Source organism: Bordetella parapertussis (assembly GCF_020735925.1).
Lineage (GTDB): Bacteria > Pseudomonadota > Gammaproteobacteria > Burkholderiales > Burkholderiaceae_B > Bordetella > Bordetella pertussis.
In genome coordinates, this window is sequence record NZ_CP085971.1 from 4,540,189 (window position 1) to 4,560,111 (window position 19,923).

At 68.6% G+C, this 19,923-nt stretch carries 20 protein-coding genes and 2 pseudogenes; 8 read left to right on the forward strand and 14 right to left on the reverse strand.

Annotated elements, in window-relative coordinates; genetic code table 11:
- Positions 1-115 precede the first annotated feature (115 nt).
- Positions 116-466, forward strand: coding sequence for a hypothetical protein (locus tag LK409_RS21470; protein ID WP_003807234.1), 351 nt, complete (start codon positions 116-118; stop codon positions 464-466).
- Positions 450-1,583 carry a glycosyltransferase family 4 protein gene (locus tag LK409_RS21475; protein ID WP_010927350.1) on the forward strand — a complete coding sequence of 378 codons (1,134 nt, stop codon included), beginning with the start codon at positions 450-452 and terminating at the stop codon, positions 1,581-1,583. The genes LK409_RS21470 and LK409_RS21475 overlap by 17 nt, the downstream gene beginning before the upstream one ends.
- Positions 1,584-1,592: 9 nt before the next feature.
- Here the strand turns inward: LK409_RS21475 and LK409_RS21480 are convergent, their stop codons facing one another.
- From LK409_RS21480 to LK409_RS21495, 4 genes are all read right to left on the reverse strand, one after another.
- Positions 1,593-2,057 (reverse strand): HIT family protein, encoded by a 465-nt coding sequence (locus LK409_RS21480; protein WP_010925740.1) that lies wholly within the window; start codon positions 2,055-2,057, stop codon positions 1,593-1,595.
- Positions 2,054-2,503 carry a GNAT family N-acetyltransferase gene (locus tag LK409_RS21485; RefSeq protein WP_003807243.1) on the reverse strand — a complete coding sequence of 150 codons (450 nt, stop codon included), beginning with the start codon at positions 2,501-2,503 and terminating at the stop codon, positions 2,054-2,056. Before LK409_RS21485 ends, LK409_RS21480 begins: the two co-directional genes overlap by 4 nt.
- A gap of 32 nt (positions 2,504-2,535) precedes the next feature.
- Positions 2,536-4,002, reverse strand: coding sequence for a polyphosphate:AMP phosphotransferase (gene pap / locus LK409_RS21490; protein ID WP_041937077.1), 1,467 nt, complete (start codon positions 4,000-4,002; stop codon positions 2,536-2,538).
- A gap of 70 nt (positions 4,003-4,072) precedes the next feature.
- Positions 4,073-4,942 (reverse strand): MBL fold metallo-hydrolase, encoded by an 870-nt coding sequence (locus LK409_RS21495; protein ID WP_010927352.1) that lies wholly within the window; start codon positions 4,940-4,942, stop codon positions 4,073-4,075.
- A 103-nt stretch (positions 4,943-5,045) separates the two neighbouring features.
- On the opposite strand from LK409_RS21495, the gene LK409_RS21500 reads away from it, so the two are divergent.
- The 3 genes and pseudogenes from LK409_RS21500 (at position 5,046) to LK409_RS21510 (ending at position 6,225) form a co-directional block, all read left to right on the forward strand.
- Complete coding sequence (locus LK409_RS21500; protein ID WP_003807250.1) at positions 5,046-5,381, forward strand: ArsR/SmtB family transcription factor; 336 nt, start codon at positions 5,046-5,048, stop codon at positions 5,379-5,381.
- Positions 5,378-5,809 carry a YeeE/YedE family protein gene (locus tag LK409_RS21505; RefSeq protein WP_010927353.1) on the forward strand — a complete coding sequence of 144 codons (432 nt, stop codon included), beginning with the start codon at positions 5,378-5,380 and terminating at the stop codon, positions 5,807-5,809. The genes LK409_RS21500 and LK409_RS21505 overlap by 4 nt, the downstream gene beginning before the upstream one ends.
- Position 5,810: 1 nt before the next feature.
- Positions 5,811-6,225 (forward strand): annotated as a pseudogene (locus LK409_RS21510) (DUF6691 family protein).
- A 15-nt stretch (positions 6,226-6,240) separates the two neighbouring features.
- Here LK409_RS21510 and LK409_RS21515 read toward each other — a convergent pair.
- The 7 genes and pseudogenes from LK409_RS21515 to LK409_RS21545 form a co-directional block, all read right to left on the reverse strand.
- Positions 6,241-7,506, reverse strand: coding sequence for a phenylacetate--CoA ligase family protein (locus LK409_RS21515; protein WP_010927354.1), 1,266 nt, complete (start codon positions 7,504-7,506; stop codon positions 6,241-6,243).
- A gap of 68 nt (positions 7,507-7,574) precedes the next feature.
- On the reverse strand, positions 7,575-8,405 hold the full coding sequence (locus LK409_RS21520) for an ABC transporter ATP-binding protein (RefSeq protein WP_010927355.1): 831 nt from the start codon (positions 8,403-8,405) through the stop codon (positions 7,575-7,577).
- 61 nt (positions 8,406-8,466) lie between these two features.
- Positions 8,467-9,794: pseudogene (locus LK409_RS21525) on the reverse strand (ABC transporter substrate-binding protein).
- A gap of 118 nt (positions 9,795-9,912) precedes the next feature.
- Complete coding sequence (locus LK409_RS21530) at positions 9,913-10,977, reverse strand: branched-chain amino acid ABC transporter permease (protein ID WP_010927356.1); 1,065 nt, start codon at positions 10,975-10,977, stop codon at positions 9,913-9,915.
- 10 nt (positions 10,978-10,987) lie between these two features.
- Positions 10,988-11,917 carry a branched-chain amino acid ABC transporter permease gene (locus LK409_RS21535; RefSeq protein WP_010927357.1) on the reverse strand — a complete coding sequence of 310 codons (930 nt, stop codon included), beginning with the start codon at positions 11,915-11,917 and terminating at the stop codon, positions 10,988-10,990.
- A gap of 10 nt (positions 11,918-11,927) precedes the next feature.
- On the reverse strand, positions 11,928-12,725 hold the full coding sequence (locus LK409_RS21540) for an ABC transporter ATP-binding protein (protein WP_003807268.1): 798 nt from the start codon (positions 12,723-12,725) through the stop codon (positions 11,928-11,930).
- Positions 12,726-12,728: 3 nt separating this feature from the next.
- Entirely contained in the window at positions 12,729-14,705 is a 1,977-nt protein-coding gene (locus LK409_RS21545; RefSeq protein ID WP_010927358.1) for an AMP-dependent synthetase/ligase, read from the reverse strand.
- 166 nt (positions 14,706-14,871) lie between these two features.
- Between LK409_RS21545 and LK409_RS21550 the strand changes: the two genes are divergently transcribed.
- On the forward strand, positions 14,872-15,582 hold the full coding sequence (locus tag LK409_RS21550) for a Crp/Fnr family transcriptional regulator (RefSeq protein ID WP_010927359.1): 711 nt from the start codon (positions 14,872-14,874) through the stop codon (positions 15,580-15,582).
- 6 nt (positions 15,583-15,588) lie between these two features.
- On the opposite strand, the gene LK409_RS21555 is transcribed toward LK409_RS21550, so the two are convergent.
- Positions 15,589-16,224 (reverse strand): LysE/ArgO family amino acid transporter, encoded by a 636-nt coding sequence (locus LK409_RS21555; protein ID WP_003807274.1) that lies wholly within the window; start codon positions 16,222-16,224, stop codon positions 15,589-15,591.
- A gap of 129 nt (positions 16,225-16,353) precedes the next feature.
- Here LK409_RS21555 and LK409_RS21560 point away from each other — a divergent pair, with 129 nt between their 5' ends.
- Entirely contained in the window at positions 16,354-17,253 is a 900-nt protein-coding gene (locus tag LK409_RS21560) for a LysR family transcriptional regulator ArgP (protein WP_003807275.1), read from the forward strand.
- Positions 17,254-17,348: 95 nt separating this feature from the next.
- Positions 17,349-17,840, forward strand: a complete 492-nt coding sequence (locus tag LK409_RS21565) for a copper chaperone PCu(A)C (RefSeq protein ID WP_003807278.1) — start codon at positions 17,349-17,351, stop codon at positions 17,838-17,840.
- A gap of 46 nt (positions 17,841-17,886) precedes the next feature.
- On the opposite strand, the gene LK409_RS21570 is transcribed toward LK409_RS21565, so the two are convergent.
- Both LK409_RS21570 and LK409_RS21575 read right to left on the reverse strand, forming a co-directional pair.
- A complete protein-coding gene (locus LK409_RS21570; protein WP_003807281.1) occupies positions 17,887-18,852 on the reverse strand; it encodes a Bug family tripartite tricarboxylate transporter substrate binding protein in 966 nt (321 codons plus the stop codon).
- A gap of 157 nt (positions 18,853-19,009) precedes the next feature.
- On the reverse strand, positions 19,010-19,762 hold the full coding sequence (locus tag LK409_RS21575; RefSeq protein WP_076879786.1) for a YggS family pyridoxal phosphate-dependent enzyme: 753 nt from the start codon (positions 19,760-19,762) through the stop codon (positions 19,010-19,012).
- Between the last annotated feature and the right edge of the window lie 161 nt (positions 19,763-19,923).

Consider the following 19,923-nt stretch of genomic DNA (forward strand, 5'->3'; position numbering starts at 1 on the left):
AGATGCGTACGAATATGCGGAATCAGGGCTGCGGCGTCCAGGGGCGCGGGGGCGTTGCCTAAGCTGTCCATGGTCGCCGCCCGACAGGCCGGGCGGCCGGGCACGGAGATCATGCATGGCAGGCACATTGGCGCCCATCCGGGCGCTTTTCTTTTGGCCGGATGGGGCGGCGGCGCCACGGCTGGTCGATACCGGGCCGCATCTGCGTGCGCCCGGCAGGGGCGGCTACCAATTGCGCCTGTTGCGTCCGTCGCTGGCGTTGCGCCGGCTGGCCCGCGGGCAGGCGCGGGTGAGCGTCTGGCACGGCGTGCTGCGGATCTGGCAGGGCGACGCCCTGCGGGCTGCCGAGCCGGCCCATGCCGGACCGCGAGCGCGCGCCCTGACGGCGGCCGAGCTGCGCTATCTCGCGGCCTGGCTGCACCAGCAGGGTTTGCACTGGAACACCCTCCATGACGCAGCGCTCTGAACCGGCCGTACCGGCCTTGCGCATCCTGCACACGGAGGCGGCGACCGGCGCCGGCGGCCAGGAAACCAGCATCTACCGGGAAATGCTGGCCATGCGCGCGCGCGGCCATCATCTGGAGGCGGCCTGCCAGCCGGGCGCGCCGCTGGCGCGGCGGCTGCGCGCGGCGGGCTTTCCCGTGCACGAGCTGGCCATGGACGGCGTGGCGGCCGGGGTGCGCGCGGTCTGGCGCCTGCGCGAGCTGGTGCGCGGGCGCTTCGATGTCGTCAACACGCATAGCCGCCGCGATACGGTGCTGGCTGCCTGGGCGGGGCGGATGGCCGGTGCGCCGCTGATCGTGCGCACCCGCCACCTGGCCAAGCCGGTGGGGTCGCTCTATACGTATACCTGGCTGCCGCACCGCGTCATCGCGGTCAGCGACCATGTGCGCGGCCAGATCCTGCGCGCGGGCGCCCGCGCCGCGCACGTCGAGGCCATCGCGTCCCCGGCGACGCTGGCCCCGGCGCCGCCGGCCTCCAGCCTGCGCGCCGAACTCGGCATTGCGGCGGCGGCGCAGGTCATTGGCTGCGTCGCCGTCATGCGGGCGGACAAGGGGCTGGACGATCTGCTCGATGCGTTTGTGGCACTCGCAGGCCGGCATGCCGCTGCGCACCTGGTGCTGGTCGGCGAGCCGGGCGGCATCGGCGCCCTGCTGCGCGAGCGCGCGCAGCGCCTGGGGCTGGGCGCGCGCGTGCACCTGACGGGGCATCGCGACGACATCCCCAATGTGCTGGCGGCTTTCGATGTGTTCGCCCTGCCGACCCGCAGCGAGGCCCTGGGGTTGGCCATGGTCGAGGCCGCCGCCGCGGGCCTGCCGGTGATCGCCGGCAACGTGGGCGGCGTGCCCGAAGTCGTGCGCCATGGCGCGACCGGCTTGCTGGTGCCGCCGTCCGACCCGGCGGCGCTGGCCCAGGCGCTGGAGCGCCTGCTGGTCGATCCGGCGTTGCGCCGCGCGATGGGGCGGGCCGGCAGCCGCATGGTCAGGGACGAGCGCGACTTCTCGCCCGAGCGGCAGGCCGCCCGCGTGGAGGCCGCCTATTGCCGCTGGCTGGCGCAGCGCGGCCGGCCAGCCTGGCGCTGAGCGGGCCGTTCAGTGCCAGAGCAGCGCGTTCATGGCTTCGACCACCCGATTGCGGTAGCGGGGCAGCAAGGCCGCGGTGTCCGCGCGTGCGGCGCGCCAGGCTTGCGGCTCCGCGCCCGGGGCGACGCGCGGCGCGGCCCAGATGGCGTCGGGGAAATGGCGGTCGTCGCGCCAGCGCGGGATCACGTGCCAATGCAGGTGCGGCACCACGTTGCCCAGCGCCGCCAGGTTGACCTTGTCCGGATGCAGCACGTCGCGCTGGGCCTGTTCCACCGCCCATACCGCGCGCATCAGCAGTTCGCGCCCGTGCGTCGACAGGCTGGTCATTTCGGCGATGTGGGCGTTCCAGACCACGCGGGTGAAACCCGGGTAGTCGGGGTCGTCGACCTCGATCACGCGCAGGTGCGATCCGCGCCACAGCAGCGCGCCGCCGTCCTGCTGGCACAGCGGACAATCGGGGTGGCGCGTGCTCAAGCCAGCACCTTGCGGTACTGCAGGAAGCCCGAGCGGTCGGCGATGTGGTCGTACAGGTGCATGGCGTCGGTGTTGGTCTCGTGCGTCAGCCAGTACACGCGCGCCGCGCCCTGGGCCCGCGCGTCGGCGTAGACGTGTTCGATCAGCGCCCGGCCGGCGCCGCTGCTGCGCACGTCGGGGGCGACGAATAGGTCCTGCAGATAACAGTAGTCGCCGGTGGTCCAGCACGAGCGGTGGAAAATCCAGTGCACCATGCCGATGGCCTTGCCGTCGCGCCAGGCCAGCGCGGCGTGCATGGGCTCGGCGGGGTCCAGGAAGCGCTGCCACGTCTGCGCGGTGGCGGCGTCGGCAAGCTGCACCTTGTAGAACTCCTGGTAGCCTTTCCAGAGGGGCAGCCAGGCTTCGTGGTCGGCGGCGGACAGGGGGCGGATCTCGGTAGGGGTCATGGCAAGCGTCGGCTAGAAGGGGTTGGAGGAAATCAGAGTTGGTCTTCGAGGGTCTCGACGATGTGGCGTAGCACCTGCAGCCGCGCATAGCGCTTGTCGTTGGACGACACCAGGTGCCAGGGCGCCTCGCGCATGTCGGTGCGGCACAGCATTTCGTTGGCGGCGTCGGCGTAGGCCTGCCATTGCTTGCGGTTGCGCCAGTCGTCGGGCGTGATCTTGAAATTCTTGTAGGGCGATTTCTCGCGTTCGCGGAAGCGTTCGAGCTGCACGGCGGGGGTGATGGCCAGCCAGAATTTCAGCACGATGGCGCCGTGCCCGACCAGCTGGCGCTCGAAGTCGAGGATTTCGCCATAGGCGCGCCGCCAGTCGGTCGGCGCGGTGATGTTCTCCACCCGCTCGACCAGCACCCGGCCGTACCACGAGCGATCGAAGATCGCGATGCGGCCCTGCCGGGGAATGCGCCGCCAGAAGCGCCACAGGTAGGGGCGCGCCAGTTCGTGGCGCGCCGGCGCCGCCACCGGCGTGATGTCGTATTGACGGGCGTCGAGCGCGCGCGTGACGCGGCGGATGGCCCCGCCCTTGCCGGCGGCGTCCTGGCCTTCGAACACCAGTACCAGCGAGCGCTCGCGGAAATCGTCGCGGCGCACGGCGCGCGCCAGCCGGCCCTGCAGCAGGCCCAGTTCGGCTTCGTAGTCGTCCTTGTCTTCCTTCGCGTCGTAGTCCAGTGCGCCCAGGCGGTCGACCAGGTGCACCGCCGGGCTGGGCGCGCCGAAGGCGCGCACGCTGCGCGGCGTGGCGCGCCGGCGCATGGCGGCCAGCACCGCTTCGGCGGTGCGCACCGCGCGCATCTCGTCGTCGGCGCTGGGAATGACCCGCCATGGCGCGTGCGCGGCATCGGTATAGGCCATGGCCACCTGCCCGGCGTTGCGCAGGCGGCCGTATTTTTTCCGCACCTTGCGGTCGGCGGGCGTGACCTGCCAGGCCGTCTCGGGGTTGGCCAGCAGCCGCTCGGTGCGCTCGGCCTGTGCCTGGGCCGACAGGTGGTACCACAGCTTGACGATCTGCACCCCTTCGGCGGCCAGCATGGCCTCGAAGCGGCGGATCTGCGCGGCATGCGCCTCCAGCCGGGCGGTGTCGGGTTTCTTGCGCACGGCCTCCAGCAGCAGCGGCACGTACCACGAGCCGAACACGATGCCGGTGCGGCCCTTGGCCGGCAACTCGTTCCAGTAGCGCCACATGGGCGGCCGCGCGAGCTCCTCGGCGTCGGGCAGGCCGAACGCCATCGTGTGGATGTGGCGCGGGTCCATCCATTCGTTGAGCATGTTGATCGTGTCGCCCTTGCCGGCGCCGTCGATGCCGGTCACTACGATCAGCAGCGACTGCTCGGCGCGCTGCAGGCGTTCGTACTGGGCCTTGAGCAGGGCCGTGCGCAGGCGCGCTTCGCGCGCCTTGTACTGCGCTTTCGACAGGCTGGGATCGGCTTCCGCTTCGATGAACATGGCGCAGTGCGTGGATGGCGACCGTCCGATGGTGCGGGATATCCCGCCGTTACGCAAGCCGGCGGCGCGGCTACAGCGCGTCCAGGGGGATCCTCAGGTAGCGCGTGCCGTTGGCCTCGGGCGCCGGCAGTTCGCCGGCGCGGATGTTGACCTGCAGCGCCGGCAGGATGAGCGTGGGCATGTCTAGGGTAGCGTCGCGGGCGGTGCGCATGGCGACGAATTCGCTTTCGGAGATGCCGTCGCGCACATGGATGTTGCCGGCGCGCTGCGCCGCCACCGTTGTCTGCCAGGCCGCCGCGCGGCCGGCCGGCGGGTAGTCGTGGCACATATACAACCGGGTGTCCGGCGGCAGCGCCAGCAGGGTGCGGATCGAGTGGTACAGGGTGCGGGCGTCGCCGCCGGGGAAGTCGCACCGGGCCGTGCCCACGTCGGGCATGAACAGCGTGTCGCCCACGAAGGCCGACAGGCTGTCGCCGTCGTCGATCAGGTAGGCCAGGTCGGCCGGCGTGTGGCCGGGCACGTGCAGGGCGCGCACGCGCAGCGCGCCGATGGCGAAGGTCTCGTCGGGTTCGAACAGGTGGCCGAATTGCGATCCGTCGCAGGCGAAACCGTCGAGGTTGTACAGCTTGCTGAACACCACTTGCACGTCGCGGATATGGCCGCCGATGCCGATGACGCCGCCCAGCTGGCGCTGCAGGTAGGCGGCCGCCGACAGGTGGTCGGCGTGGGCGTGGGTTTCCAGCAGCCATTGCGTGCGCAACGCATACTGGCGCACGAAATCGGCGATGCGGTCGGCCGACGCGGTCGTGGTGCGGCCCGATTTCGGGTCGAAGTCCAGCACCGGATCGATGACCGCGCACGCGCCGCCCGGCGCCTCGTAGAGCACGTAGCTGAAGGTGGCGGTGGCGGGGTCGAAGAAGGGCTGGATATGTGCGGACATGCGGCGCTCCCGAAACAGCGGTGGAAGGGTATCAGGCATCATCTTATTATTTGATATTATATTTTTCAATATAATGATCGAGACCCTGCATTCCTGACATCCCATGGACGATACGCTGACCGATTGCGAGATATCCGCGCTGCGCGCCTCCGCGGCGCAGGCCTGCGCACTGCTCAAGGCCCTGGCCAACGAGGACCGCCTGCTGCTGTTGTGCCAGCTGGTGGCGGCCGAGCGCAACGTGGGCGAGCTCGAAACGCTGACCGGCATCCGCCAGCCCACGCTGTCGCAGCAACTGGGCGTGCTGCGCGACGAGGGGTTGGTGGACACGCGCCGCGCCGGCAAATATGTGTACTACCAGCTGGCCAGCTTCGAGGTCGGCCAGGTGATGAAGACCTTGTCGTCGCTGTACTGCGGCAAGGCCTCGAGGGAGCAATCATGACGATCGATTGGGCGGCGTTCACGCCATGGTCATCGCTGGGCGGCGGCATGCTGATCGGCGCGGCGGCGGCCTGGCTGATGCTGGGCGCGGGGCGCATCGCGGGCATCAGCGGCATCCTGGCCGGGCTGCTGCCGCCGCGCGCGGGCGCGGCATGGCGGATGTGGTTCCTGGCCGGGCTGCTGGCCGCGCCGTGGCTGTATCGGGTGTTCGAACCCATGCCGGCCGTGCGTATCGAGGCAGGCGCGTTGCAGCTGGTCCTGGCCGGGTTGCTGGTCGGGGTGGGCACGCGCTATGGCTCGGGCTGCACCAGCGGCCACGGGGTATGCGGGCTGGCGCGCGGATCGCGGCGTTCGCTGGTGGCGGTGCTGGCCTTCATGGCCACGGGCTTTGCCACGGTGTTCGTGCTGCGGCACCTCATGGGAGCCTGAGATGGGCAACGCCTACAGCTTTGCCGCCGGATTGATCTTCGGCCTGGGCCTGCTGGTTTCGGGCATGGCCGACCCGGCCAAGGTGCTGGGTTTCCTGGACCTGGCCGGCGCCTGGGATCCGTCGCTGGGCCTGGTCATGGCGGGCGCCATCGGCGTGGCCGCGCCCGCGTTCGTGCTGGCGCGCCGCCAGGCGCGCCTTCGACGGCGAGCCCATGCAATGGCCGGCGGCCAAGGGCATCGACCGGCGCCTGCTGGGCGGCAGCGCGCTGTTCGGCGTGGGCTGGGGGCTGGCCGGACTGTGTCCGGGGCCGGCGCTGCTCAATGCCGGCGCGGGCTACGGCCAGGCCTGGCTGTTCGTGGCGGCCATGGCGGCCGGCATGGCGCTGCATGGGGCGCTGCAGCGCCGCGGCGCCTAGCCGCCGCGCGGCGGCTCATTCGTATGAGCGTACGTCGTCGATGACCTTGCCGTCGTTGGGCAGCGCGCCCTCATCGGCCCATTGCACGTCGGCGCGCAGCTTGGTGACTTCGCGCACCGAATCGGCGATGCGGCCGGCCAGTTCCGGCGAGCGCTCGCGCGCCTGCACGTGCAGCACCATGTGGTCGGCGCCGGTGGCGCCGCTGACGACCAGCCGCGCGCGCACGATTTCCGGATGGCGGCGCAGCACGTCGGCCACTTGCGAGGGATGCACGAACATGCCGCGCACCTTGGTGGTCTGGTCGGCGCGGCCCAGCCAGCCGCGTATGCGGATGTTGGTGTGTCCGCAGGGCGACTGGCCGGGCATGATGGCCGACAGGTCGCCGGTGCCGAAGCGCACCAGGGGATAGTCGGGGTTCAGCGTCGTGACCACGACTTCGCCCACTTCGCCATCGGGCACGGGCTCGCCGGTGCCGGGACGCACGATTTCCAGGATGATGTCTTCGCCCACCACCAGGCCTTCGCGCGCGGGCGTCTCGAAGGCGATCATGCCCAGGTCGGCGCTGCCGTAGGCCTGGTAGCCTTCGATGCCGCGCGCGGCCAGCCAGTCGCGCAAGGAGGGCGGGAACGCCTCGCCCGATACCAGCGCGCGGCGCAGCGAATCCAGCCGGATGCCGAGTTCGTCCGCCTTTTCAAGAATCAGTTTGAGGAAGCTGGGCGTGCCGGTATAGCCGCTGGGCGCGAGGTCGTGGATGGCGCGCACCTGCTGTTCGGTCTGGCCCGTGCCGCCGGGAAATACGGTGCAGCCCACGGCATGGGCGGCGGTTTCCATCATCGAGCCGGCCGGCGTGAAATGGTAGGAAAAACAGTTGTAGGCCAGCTCGCCGGCGCGAAAGCCGGCCGCGTAGAGAGCGCGCGCGAAACGCCAGTAGTCGGCGCGGTTGCCTTCGGGCTCGTAGATCGGGCCGGGCGAGGCGAACACGCGCAGCGCCTGGCCCCAGCCCACGGTCGAGAAGCCGCCGAAGGCCTTGGCCGGGCCCGCCGGGCCGGCGCCGTCGCGGCTGTGCTGCTGGCGCTCCAGCAGTTCGTGCTTGCGCAGCACCGGCAGGGCGGCCAGCGCGGCGCGATTGTCCACGCTGCGCGGGTCGATGCCGCGCAATTGCCCGGCGATGGCCGGCGCCCGGGCCATGGCGCGCTCGATGGCGGCTGGCAACGCCTGCATCAGGTCGCGCTCGCGTTGCGCCGGTTGGCGGGTTTCCAGTACGTCGAAAAACTCGGACATGGGTGCGCACCCTCTCGTGTGCGGGACAGCGGTTGTTGCGGCCCGGCGCTCGCATGGCCGGGCGGGGATTACGCCAGCCAGCGCTTGCGGCGCCGGTAGAATTTCTGTTCGCGAAAGCTCTTGCGCTCGCCGCTGGATATGCCCAGGTAGAACTCCTTGACATCCTCGTTCTGCGCCAGCTCGGCGGCGGCGCCGTCCATCATCACGCGGCCGTTTTCCAGGATGTAGCCGTAGTCGGCATAGCGCAGCGCGATGTTGGTGTTCTGTTCGGCCAGCAGGAAGCTGACGCGTTCGCGCTGGTTGAGGTCGCGCACGATCTCGAAGATCTCCTCGACGATCTGCGGCGCCAGCCCCATGGACGGCTCGTCGAGCAGGATCATGGTGGGGCTGGCCATCAATGCGCGGCCGATGGCCGTCATCTGCTGTTCGCCGCCCGAGGTGTAGCCCGCCTGGCTGGTGCGGCGCTGCTTGAGACGCGGAAAATATTGGTAGACGCGTTCCAGCGCCGCGTCGATGTCGCCGCGGCCCAGCTTGCGCGTGTAGGCGCCGGTCAGCAGGTTTTCCTCGATGGTCAGGTGGGCGAAGCAGTGGCGGCCTTCCATGACCTGGACCACGCCGCGCTTGACCAGCTCGGCCGGAGAGAGCCGTTCGATGCGTTCATCGCGGTACTGGATGTAGCCCTTGGTGACGTCGCCGCGTTCGCCCTTGAGCAGGTTGGACACCGCGCGCAGCGTGGTGGTCTTGCCCGCGCCGTTGGCGCCCAGCAGCGCGACGATGCGCCCTTCGGGCACGCGCAGGGAAACCCCCTTCAGCACCAGGATGACATGGTTGTAGATCACCTCGATGCCGTTCACATCGAGCAGCACTTTGTCGGCGGGGGCGTTGTTGGCAGCGGTCATGGCAGGTTCCTGCTTGGGGTCTGGCGGCCGCCGGCGCACGGGCGCCGGCGGCCAGTTCACATCAGCCTGCGCAGTTGCGCGGGGTGACGTTCTTCTCCTTGGCGTACTTCGCCGCGGCTTCCTTGACCATGGGGTCGAGGACGGACTTGTCCGACTGGTACCAATCGGACACCACCTTGAACTTGCTGCCGTCCCATTGCACGATGCGCGCCCAGTCGTCGCCCATGTGGTTGGCGCACGAGGTCTTGACCGGACGCATGATCTCGCCGAAGCCGAGCTGGTCGAGGCGTTCCTGCGTCAGGTTCAGGTTCTCGAAGCCCCAGCGCACCTGCTCCGGCGTGAGCGCCTTGCCCTTGCCGTACTTTTCCTGGGCGGCGCGGATCGCCTCGACCTGCAGCATGGAGATCATCATGCCGCGCGTGTGGGCGATGGTGCCCAGGGTCGTGTTGCCGGACTTGTCCGAGCCCTGGCCCTTGTCGTAGACGTACTTTTTCAGGTCCTCGTAGACCTTGCCGGTGGCCGCGCTATTGTGGATGGTGACGGCGTTGTAGCCCTTGGCCACGTCGCCCAGGTCCTTGACGTCGCCTTCCGAACCGGCCCACCAGATGGCGTAGATCTTGTCGCGTGCATAGCCGCTGGCCTGGGCTTCGCGGATGGCGGTCGGCGTCATGATGCCGGCGCTCCACAGCAGCACGTAATTGGGGCGCTGCTGGCGGACCTGCAGCCAGGTCGATTTCTGCTCGACGCCGGGAGCGGTGACCGGATAGAGCAGCAGTTCGAAGCCTTCCTTGGCGGCGCGCTTCTGCAGCAGTGGGATCGGCTCCTTGCCATAGGGCGAGTCGTGGTAGACCAGGGCGATCTTCTTTCCCTTGAGCTTGTCCATGCCGCCTTCTTTCTTGGCGATGTCCTGGACCATCACGTCGGCGGCGGTCCAGTAGGTGCCCAGCAGCGGGAAGTTCCACTGGAAGACGCTGCCGTCGACCGATTGCGACAGCCCGTAGCCCATGGTCTCAACCGGCACCTTGTCCACCATGGCCTTGTCGCTGACCGCGAAGGTGATGCCGGTGGATTGGGTATCGAAGCCCGAGGCGCCGGTGCCGCGCGTCTTCAGGCGCTCGTAGCATTCCACGCCGCGGTCGGTGGCGCGGTCTCGCACTCTTCGTACGTGATCTTCACGCCGTTGATGCCGCCGTCGCGCTCGTTGATCAGCTTCAGGTAATCCAGCTTGCCGTCGGCCCATGGAATGCCCAGCGGGGCGAACGACCCGGTGCGGTACACCAGCAGCGGCACGAATTGTTCCTCGGCCGCCATGGCGGGCGCGGCGATGGCGCCCAGCGCGCCGGCTGCGGCGATCACGGCCGCCGTCAATCTCAGGTTAAGACGCTTCATCTCCAATTACCTCCTGCGTGGTGCCTTGTCTGAACACCGGGGTTGGCCCGGTCTTTAGCCGGGTATTCGGGAAGCGCGGTCCGGCGCTTTTGCCGCCGGGCCGCACGCTGAACCAGATTCAATGCGGGAACGGCCAGATGCGCAGCTTCTCCTTGGCGATGCTCCACAGCCGCGCCAATCCGTGCGGCTCGGCGATGAGGAAGAACACGATCAACGCGCCGAACACCATGTGCTCGATGTGCGCGGCCGTGTCGACCGACAGCGACAGACCCAGCAGGTGCGGGACATTGGTCAGGGCCACCGGCACCAGCACGATGAAGGCGGCGCCGAAGAAGCTGCCCAGGATCGAGCCCAGGCCGCCGATGATGACCATGAACAGCAGCTGGAACGACCGCGCCAGGTCGAAGGCCAGCGGCTCCCACGAGCCGAGGTGGACGTAGCCCCACAGCGCGCCGGCCACGCCCACGATGAACGAGCTGACCGCGAACGCCGACAGCTTGGCGTACATGGGCCGGATGCCGATCACTGCCGCGGCGACGTCCATGTCGCGGATCGCCATCCACTGGCGGCCGATGGCGCCGCGCACCAGGTTCTTGGCCAGCAGTGTGAACACGACCACGAAGCCCAGCACCAGCAGGTACTTCTCCAGCGCCGATTGCACCGGCAGGCCGAAGAACGTCATGGGCGGCACCGATACGCTGCCCGAGGACGAATAGTTGGTGAAGAATGGAATGCGCAGGAACGCCCAGTCGACGAAGAACTGCGCGGCCAGCGTGGCCACCGCCAAGTACAGGCCGCGGATGCGCAGGCTGGGAATGCCGAAGATGACGCCCACCAGCGTGGCGAAGCAGCCGCCCAGCAGGATCTGCGCCACCAGCGGCATGCCGGGAAAGCGCACGCCGAAGTTCCAGGCCGCGTAGGCGCCCACCGCCATGAAGGCGCCGGTGCCCAGCGAGATCTGGCCGCAGTAGCCCACCAGGATGTTCAGCCCCACCGCCGCCAGCGCCAGGAGCAGGAACGGGATCAGGATGGCGCGCAGCAGATAGTCGCTGGCGGTCAGGGGAACGACGACGAATATCACCGCCATCAGCAGGGCGATGAAGATGCGGTCCTGGCGGATCGGAAAGATCTGCTGGTCGGCGCGATAGCTGGTCTTGAACTGGCCGTTTTCGCGATAGAACATGAATTTTTCCTCAGACCCGGTCGATGATCTTCTCGCCGAACAGCCCTTGCGGACGGAACAGCAGGAACACCAGCGCCAACACATAGGCGAACCAGATTTCGATGCCGCCGCCCACGAGCGACCCCAGGTACACCTCCGACATCTTCTCGCCCACCCCGATGATCAGGCCGCCCAGGATGGCGCCGGGCACCGAGGTCAGCCCGCCCAGGATCACCACCGGCAGCGCGCGCAGCGCGGCGGTCGACAGGGTGAACTGCACGCCGAACTTCGAACCCCAGATGATGCCGGCCACCAGCGCGACCAGGCCCGCCACGCTCCAGACAATGACCCAGATGCGGTTGAGCGGGATGCCGATGGACTGGGCCGCCTGGTGGTCGTCGGCCACCGCGCGCAGGGCGCGGCCGGTCGAGGTGTACTGGAAGAACAGCGCCAGCGCGGCCACCAGCAGGGCCGCCACCACGGCGGCGGTCAGGCCTTCCAGGTTGATCAGCAGGCCGCCCTCGAACATCGTTTCGAGGATGATGGCCGGATCCTTGGGCATGCCGACGTTGATCGAGTAGACCGAGCTGCCGAAGGCGATCTGCCCCAGGCCGTCGAGAAAGTAGCTGATGCCCAGCGTGGCCATCAGCAGCGTGGTGGCTTCCTGGTTGACCAGGTGGCGCAGCACGAAGCGCTCGACCGCGACCGCCAGCACGAACATGACCAGCGCGCTGACGATGAAGGCCAGCACGTTGGCCAGCAGCATGTTCTCGAAGCCCAGCCACTGCGGAATCCATTCGGAGAACCGCGCCATCGACAGCGCGGCCACCAGCACCATGGCGCCCTGGGCGAAGTTGAACACGCCCGAGGCCTTGAAGATCAGCACGAAGCCCAGGCCGATCAGCGCGTACAGCATGCCGCTCATCAGGCCGCCGAACAATGTTTCGAGGAAGAATCCCATGTCTGTCGCCTCAGTGCGCCACGCCGAGATAGGCGCGGATGACGTCTTCGTTGGAGCGGACCTCGTCGGGCGAGCCGTCGCCGATCTTCTTGCCGTAGTCGAGGACGACGACGCGGTCCGAGATATCCATCACCACGCCCATGTCGTGTTCGATCAGCACGATGGTGGTGCCGAACTCGTCGTTGACATCGAGGATGAAGCGGCTCATGTCCTGCTTTTCCTCGATGTTCATGCCCGCCATGGGTTCGTCCAGCAGCAGCAGGCGCGGTTCCATGGCCAGCGCGCGGCCCAGGTCGACCCGCTTTTGCAGGCCGTACGGCAGGCGTCCGACCGGCACCTTGCGATAGGCCTGGATTTCCAGGAAGTCGATGATGTTCTCGACGTACTCGCGGTGGGCGATCTCCTCGCGCTCGGCCGGCCCCAGCCGCAGCGCCTGCGCCAGCAGGCCGGACTTCATGCGCAGGTTGCGGCCGGTCATGATGTTGTCCAGCACGCTCATGCCCTTGAACAGGGCCAGGTTCTGGAAGGTGCGGGCGATGCCCATCTCGGCCGCGCGGCGCGGGCTCATCCGCGAGAAGTGCTCGCCGCGCAGCATGATGGCGCCGTTCTGCGGCGTGTAGACGCCGTTGATGACGTTGAGCATCGAACTCTTGCCCGCGCCGTTGGGGCCGATGATGGCGCGGATTTCGTGCTCGCGCACATTGAACGAGATGTCCGTCAGCGCCTTGACCCCGCCGAACGACAACGAGATGTTCTGCATGTCCAGCATGACGTCGCCAATGCGCTGCGCGCGGGTCTGGTTGCTCATGGTTCAGGCGGCCTTGGCGGTGATGGCGGGAAAAGTGCGCGCGGCGCGGATCTTCAGGTCGGCCGAGATGCGGCCCACGCGGCCGTCCTCGAACTTCACCTCGGTTTCGATGAACTGCGTATCCTTGCCGCCGTATAGCGCATCGACTAGCACGCCGTACTTCTGGCCGATGAAGGCGCGTCGCACCTTGCGGGTGCGGGTCAGTTCGTCGTCGTCGGGGTCCAGCTCCTTGCGCAGGATCAGGAAGCGGCCGACCTGCGAGGCCGCCAGGCGCGCGTCGCCCGCCAGGTCGGCGTTGACCTTCTCCACGCAGTCCTGCAGCAAGGCGTAGACCTCGTCCTTGCCGGCCAGGTCGGTATAGCCCGCGTACGGCAGCCCGCGACGCTCGGCCCAGTTGCCCACCGCCTCGAGGTCGATGTTGATGAAGGCGCACACGTCGTCGCGCCCGTTGCCGAAGGCCACCGCCTCCTTGATGTAGGGGAAGAACTTCAGCTTGTTCTCGATGTACTTGGGCGCGAACAGGCTGCCGTCGGCCAGCTTGCCCACGTCCTTGGCGCGGTCGATGATCTTGAGCTGGCCGTCGCTGTCCAGGTAGCCGGCATCGCCCGTGTGGAACCAGCCGTCGTCGTCGCGCGCTTCGGCGGTGGCCTCGGGGTTGCGGTAGTACTCCTTGAACAGGCCCGGGCTCTTGACCAGGATCTCGCCGTTGTCCGCGACCCGGATGTCCACGCCCTCGACCGGCGGGCCCACCGTGTCGTCGCGCACGTGGCCGTCGGGCTGCACGCACACGAACACCGAGGTCTCGGTCGAGCCATAGAGTTGCTTCAGGTTGATGCCGATCGAGCGGTAGAACACGAACAGGTCCGGGCCGATGGCCTCGCCCGCCGTGTAGGCCACGCGTACGCGGCTCATGCCCAGCGCGTTGCGCAGCGGTCCGTAGATCAGCGCGTCGCCCAGGCGGTAGCGCAGGCGGTCCCACAGGCCGACCGGCTGGCCGTCGAGGATGCGGGTGCCGACGCGCCGCGCCAGGTTCATGCAGGCGTGGAACAGCTTGCGCTTGATGTAGCCGGCGTCTTCCATGCGGATCATGACATGGGTCAGCAGGCCTTCCAGCACGCGCGGCGGAGCGAAATAATAGGTGGGGCCGATATCGCGCATGTCGATCGACACCGTCTCGGGCGATTCGGGATGGTTGACGGTGAAGCCCGACACCAGCAACTGCGTGTAGGAGAACATGTTCTGGCCGATCCAGGCCGGCGGCAGATAGGCCAGCACGTCCTCCTGGTCGGTCAGGTTCTCCATCTCGGCGACGGCGCGCGCGCGGTCGATCAGCGCGTGGTGCGTGAGCACGACGCCCTTGGGCTTGCCCGTGGTGCCCGAGGTGTAGAACATGGCGCCGGCGTCGTGCGGGCGCACCGCCGCGACCGCCTGCTCGAAAAAGCCGGGGTGGCTGGCGGCATGCGCGCGGCCGGTGTCTTCCAGCTGCTCGAACGACCGCAGCAGCGGATCGCTGTAGTGGCGCATGCCGCGCGGGTCGTCGTAGACCACATGCGCCAGCGCCGGGCACTGCTCGCGTACCTCGAGCATCTTGTCGGCCTGTTCCTGGTCTTCGACCACGACCACGCTGACTTCGGCGTCCTGCAGCACGTAGACCATTTCCTGGGCGACGGCGTCCTGGTAGAGCGGCACGGGAATCGCGCCCAGCGCCTGCGTGGCCATCATCGCGATGTACAGGCGTGGACGGTTCTCGCCGATGACGGCCACGTGCATGCCCGGACCGATACCCAGCGCGGCCAGGCCGTGCGCGGTCAGGCGCACGCTAGCGGCGACTTCGGACCACGTAAGGGTTTGCCAGATACCCAGGTCTTTTTCGCGGATCGCGGGCCGCGACCCGCGTACGCTGGCGTGTTCGAGCAGCAGCGCAGGGAAAGTCTGCGCGGCCGCCGGCACCGTTGCCGATGCGGGCAATGATTGCGCCACGATGTCTCCTCCGGTTCGGGCGCCCGGGATGATGGCGGCATGCAGCGGCCGCTATTGAGGCGCCAGACCAGTTCGTTTTAGATTTACGGCAGGACTTAAGGTATAAGGTTGGGTTGCCACCAACTGTCACCATCGCGACATTCAAGGGATTTTTAGGGTATTCCCGATGCAGCTAGCCGATTCCCTGTACCTGGCCGCGGCGTGGTTCCGCGTACTCGACGCCGCCCAGAAGCTGCGCGTCGAGCGCGACATCGCGGTGCAGCAAGTACAGGCTGGCACGATCATAGAGCGGAAAGGCGAACTCGCACAGGTCTGGATCGGCGTGCTGTCCGGCCTGGTGAAGGTGTCGGTGGGCAATGCCGAGGGCAAGGTCGCGTCGCTGACCGGCGTGCCCGCCGGCGGGTGGATCGGCGAAGGCTCGCTGCTCAAGCGCGAGGTGCGCAAGTACGACGTGGTGGCGCTGCGCGATTCGGTGGTGGCGCGCCTGCCGGCGGGCACGTTCGACTGGCTGCTGGATACCAGCATTCCCTTCAATCGCTACCTGCTGCACCAGCTGAACGAGCGGGTCGCGCAGTTCATCGGCAAGGCGGAATACGACCGCCTGCTGGATCCGGATGCGCGCGTGGCGCGTTGCCTGGCCGAGCTGTTCAATCTGCTGCTGTATCCCGGCATGGGCATGCGGCTGACCATCACCCAGGAGGAGGTCGGCTACCTGGCCCGGGTGTCGCGCCAGCGCGCCAACCAGGCCTTGCGCAAGCTGGAAGAGGCCGGGCTGCTGCAGGTGGAATATGGCGCCGTGCGGGTGCTGGACCTCGATGGCCTGAAAGGCTACGGCGCGGACACCGATACCGCCGGTGCCCTGGACGACGCCGGCTGAGCCGGCCTAGCCGGCCAGCCCGCCCAAGGCCAGGCGAGCCGCCAGCAGGGCCATGACGGCGGCGATCAGGCCGTCGAGCACGCGCCAGGCGCGCGGGCTGGAAAACAGCGGCGCGAACAGGCGCGACCCCACTCCCAGGACCGCCAGCCAGACCACGCTGGCGGTCAGCGCGCCGGCGGCGAACGCCAGCCGGGCATCGGCGAAGCCGTGCGCCAGCGACCCCACCACCATCATGTCCAGCCAGAAGTGAGGATTGAGCAAGGAGAAGCCGATCGCGCCCAGCAGCGCGGCGCCGCGCGAGGGAATGGCCTGGCGGGCGACTTCCAGCCCGCCGTCCGAGCGCAGCGCGCGGCGCGCGGATTGCAGCGCATACCAGGCCAGGAAGGCCACGCCGAACCACAGGATGGCCTGGGTCAGCCAGGGGAACCAGCCTGTGAGCGTCTGCAGCCCCCAGACGCTGCCGAAGATGAAGACAGCGTCGATCAGGGCGCACACGGCCAGGATGCTCAGCAGGTGCGCGCGCATCAGCCCCTGGCGCAGGATGAAGGCGCTTTGCGCGCCGACGACGGCAAACAGCCCCAGGCCGGTGGCGGCGCCACTGGCCCAGGCGGTGACATAGGCGGGTACGGACAAAGTGAACATGGCGGCGACAGCGGTTTTTATTGTGGTGCGAACCGGCGGCCTGCATCGGGCCGCCGAATGCCATTCTCGCTTGCCGTGATGCTGAAATACAGCTAATTTCCTTTAACCATATTAAGTATTTCTAATTTCATGAAACTCGATCACGGCAATCTGCGCGCGCTGGCCGCGGTGGTGCGCGAAGGCAGTTTCGAGCGCGCCGCGGCCGCGCTGTCCGTCACTCCCTCGGCCGTTTCGCAGCGGGTCAAGGCGCTGGAGGACCGCATGGGACGCCTGCTGGTGCAGCGCACGGTTCCAGCGCGGGCCACCGACGACGGCCAGGTGCTGGTGCAGCTGGCCGAGCAGGCCGCGCTTCTGGAGCACGACGCGCTGAACCGCCTGGGCGTGGCCGAGGACGAAGTGCCGCATGCCAGCATTCCGGTGGCGGTCAACCACGACAGCCTGGAGACCTGGTTCGTCGACGCGGCCGTGCGGTTCGCGGCGCGCTCGCGCGCCACGCTGGACCTGCAATCGGAGGACCAGGACCATACCGCCGCCCTGTTGCGCAAGGGCGCGGTGCTGGGCGCGGTGACGACCCTGGCCGATCCGGTGCAGGGCTGCCGCATCCATGCCCTGGGCAGCATGCGCTACGTGGCCTGCTGCACGCCGACGTTTCACCAGCGCTACTTCGCCCAGGGCGTTAGCGCCCGCACGCTGGCCAGCGCGCCGGTGCTGGTGTTCAACCGCAAGGACGCCCTGCAGGCGCGCTACGCGCACCGCATCATCGGCCGCGCCGCCTGGGAGCCGCCGGTGTGGTGGCTGCCGTCGTCGCGGGCCTTTGTGCAGGCCACGCTGGGCGGGCTGGGCTGGACCATGAACCCGCTGCCGCTGGTGCAGGCCGAGCTCGATGCCGGGCAGCTGGTGCCGCTGCGCGCCCGCGCCTGGGAGGACGTGCCGCTGTACTGGCAGCATTGGCGGGTAAACTCGCAGGCGATGGAAGCCTTGACCGACGCGGTCCTGGCGGCCGCCCGCGCCCTGGTGCGGCGGCGCTAGGCGCCGGCCACGGTCGGCGGCATCGATGTGGCCACCTCGCGTGGCGCTAACCCGGTTCGCCGCAGCGCGGCGAACGCGTATCAGGAGGACAAGCAATGAACATCCGCAAATGGGGCGTGGGCGCAGTATTGGGGCTGAGTGTGGCCACCACCGCCTGGGCGGCCGATTTCAAGGTGGGTCAGGTCGAGGTCGATGACCTCTGGGTGCGCGCCTCGGCTCCCGGCCAGGCCAACGGCGCGGGCTATATGGAGATCGAGAACGACGCCAAGGCTGCCGACCGCCTGGTCTCGGTCAGCTCGCCGGCCGCTGAGCGGGTCGAATTGCACAACGTCGTCACCGAGAACGGCGTGGCGCAGATGCGCCAGGTCGACGGCGTGGCCGTGCCGGCCGACGGCAAGGCCAGGCTGGCGCCGGGCGGCTATCACGTCATGTTCCTGAAGCTGAAGGCGCCCTTCGCCGAAGGCGGCGAAGTGCCGGCCACGCTGAAGTTCGAGCAGGCCGGCGAGGTGGCGGTGAAGTTCAAGGTCAAGCCCTTGGGCCACAACCCCGGCATGGCCGGCCACGATCACGGCCACATGAAGCACTGATGCGGTACGGGGCGGCGGCCCGCAGGCCGTCCGCCCCGCGTACCGTTCATTCCAGGCGGATATTCGCCTTCTTGATGACATCGGCCCAGGCGGCGCGCTCCTTCTCGGCGTAGGCCTTGAAGTCCTGCGGCGTCATCGGCATGGGCATGACGCCCATGTCCAGCAGCTTTTGTGACACGGCGGGCGATTTCAGGCTTTGCTCGAGTTCGCCGCCCAGCTTCTTGACGGCTGCCTCGGGCATGCCGGCCGGCCCGACCAGCCCCTGCCAGGCGTAGGCGGTGAAATCGGCCACGCCCTGTTCGGCCATGGTGGGCGCGTCCGGCAGCACGGCCAGGCGCTCGGGCGTGGCCGTGCCCAGCACGCGCAGCTTGCCAGCCTTGATATTGGGCAGGCCCGCGGCCAGATCGATGAACATCATGTCCACCTGCCCGCCCAGCAAGTCCTGGATGGCCGGCGCGGCGCCCTTGTAGGGCACGTGCAGTACGTCCACGTTGGCGCGCTGCTTGAAAAGCTCCAGCGCCAGATGGTGCGGCGAACCGGCGCCGGCCGAGGCGGCGGTCAGCTTGGCGGGCTCCTTGCGGGCCGCCTGCAGCACGTCTTCCACCGATTTGTACGGCGAGTTCACGTTCACCGCCAGCATCAGCGGGAACCGGGCGATGCCGCCGATATACGTGAACTTGGCCGGGTCGTACGACAGCTTGGCGTACAGCGAGGGGTTGAAGGCCAGCGTGCCGGAGTCGGCCGTGCCGACGACATAGCCGGCCGGATCGGCTTGCGCAATGGCGGTGGCGCCGATGATGGTGGCCGCGCCGGGGCGGTTCTCGACCACGATGGTCTGGCCCAGCGGCTTTTCCAGGCTGCCGGCGACGGTGCGGGCCACCACGTCGGTGCCCCCGCCGGCCGGGTAGGGCACGATCCAGCGCAGCGGCTGGCTGGGCCAGTTCTGTGCCGCGGCGCCGGCGGCAAAGGTCAGCGCGGCCAGCGCCAGCAGGCGCTTTGCATGCTTGTGCATGTTGTCTCCTCGAGTGCGGGATATGGGAATGGGCGCGCCGGACGGCGCGCCATTGTTACGGGAGCTATTATGCCTCGCGCAGTGCCTTCGGCGCCTGTCTCCGCATGGGGAGCGACACCTGCGGCAAGGGTGCCTGTCCCCGCCGGGACAGGCACCCCTATGGCGCGCTGGCCGGGCGCGCGCCGAACAGGGCGCTGCCGATGCGGATTTCGGTGGAGCCTTCCTCGATGGCGATTTCGAAGTCGCCGCTCATGCCCATGGACAGGCGGTCCAGCGCCACGCCGGGCACGCTGTCGCGCGCGCGGTCGCGCAGTTCGCGCAACAGGCGGAAGCACGCGCGCACGGCCTGCGGATCCTCGTCGTTGACGGCCATGGTCATCAGGCCCTGCACGCGCAAGGCCGGGAAGTCGCTGACCAGGGTGCGCAGGAAGCCAGGCAGCAGTTCGGGCGCCAGTCCATATTTGCTGAGTTCGGGCGAGGTCTTCACCTGTACCAGCACGTCGAGCGAGCGCGCCTCCATTTCCAGGCGGCGCTGCAGCGCGTCGGCCAGTTCCAGCCGGTCCAGCGACTGGACTTCGGCGACATCGCGCGCCACGTCCTTGGCCTTGTTGGTCTGCAGGTGTCCGATCATGACCCACTGCAGGTCCAGGTCGGCCAGCTCCGGCGCCTTGTGGCGGATTTCCTGGGTCTTGTTCTCGCCGAAACGCCGCAGGCCCAGCGCCGCGGCGTGCCGGATTGCCTCGACGGGAAAGGTCTTGCTTACCGGCAGCAGCGCCACGCTTTCGGGCGGACGTGCGCTGCGTTCACAGGCGGCCTTGATGCGGGCCTGGATGGCAGCCAGCCGGTGCGGCATCGAATCTACTTCTGTCATGCGGTATCTCTCGTATGCGCCGCGGCGTTGCGCGGCCATGTCACCCATAGCACCCATAGTTTAGGGCCTGGCCGCGGCCGGCGCCGCGGGGCCGCGCCGAACGGGTTGCGCCGATGCCGCATCCGGGCCGGCGCGCGTTGACCCTGCTGTGTCCCCCTCTTAGAATCGTCGGGCATCTGTTCAGATTTCAACGTTCCAGC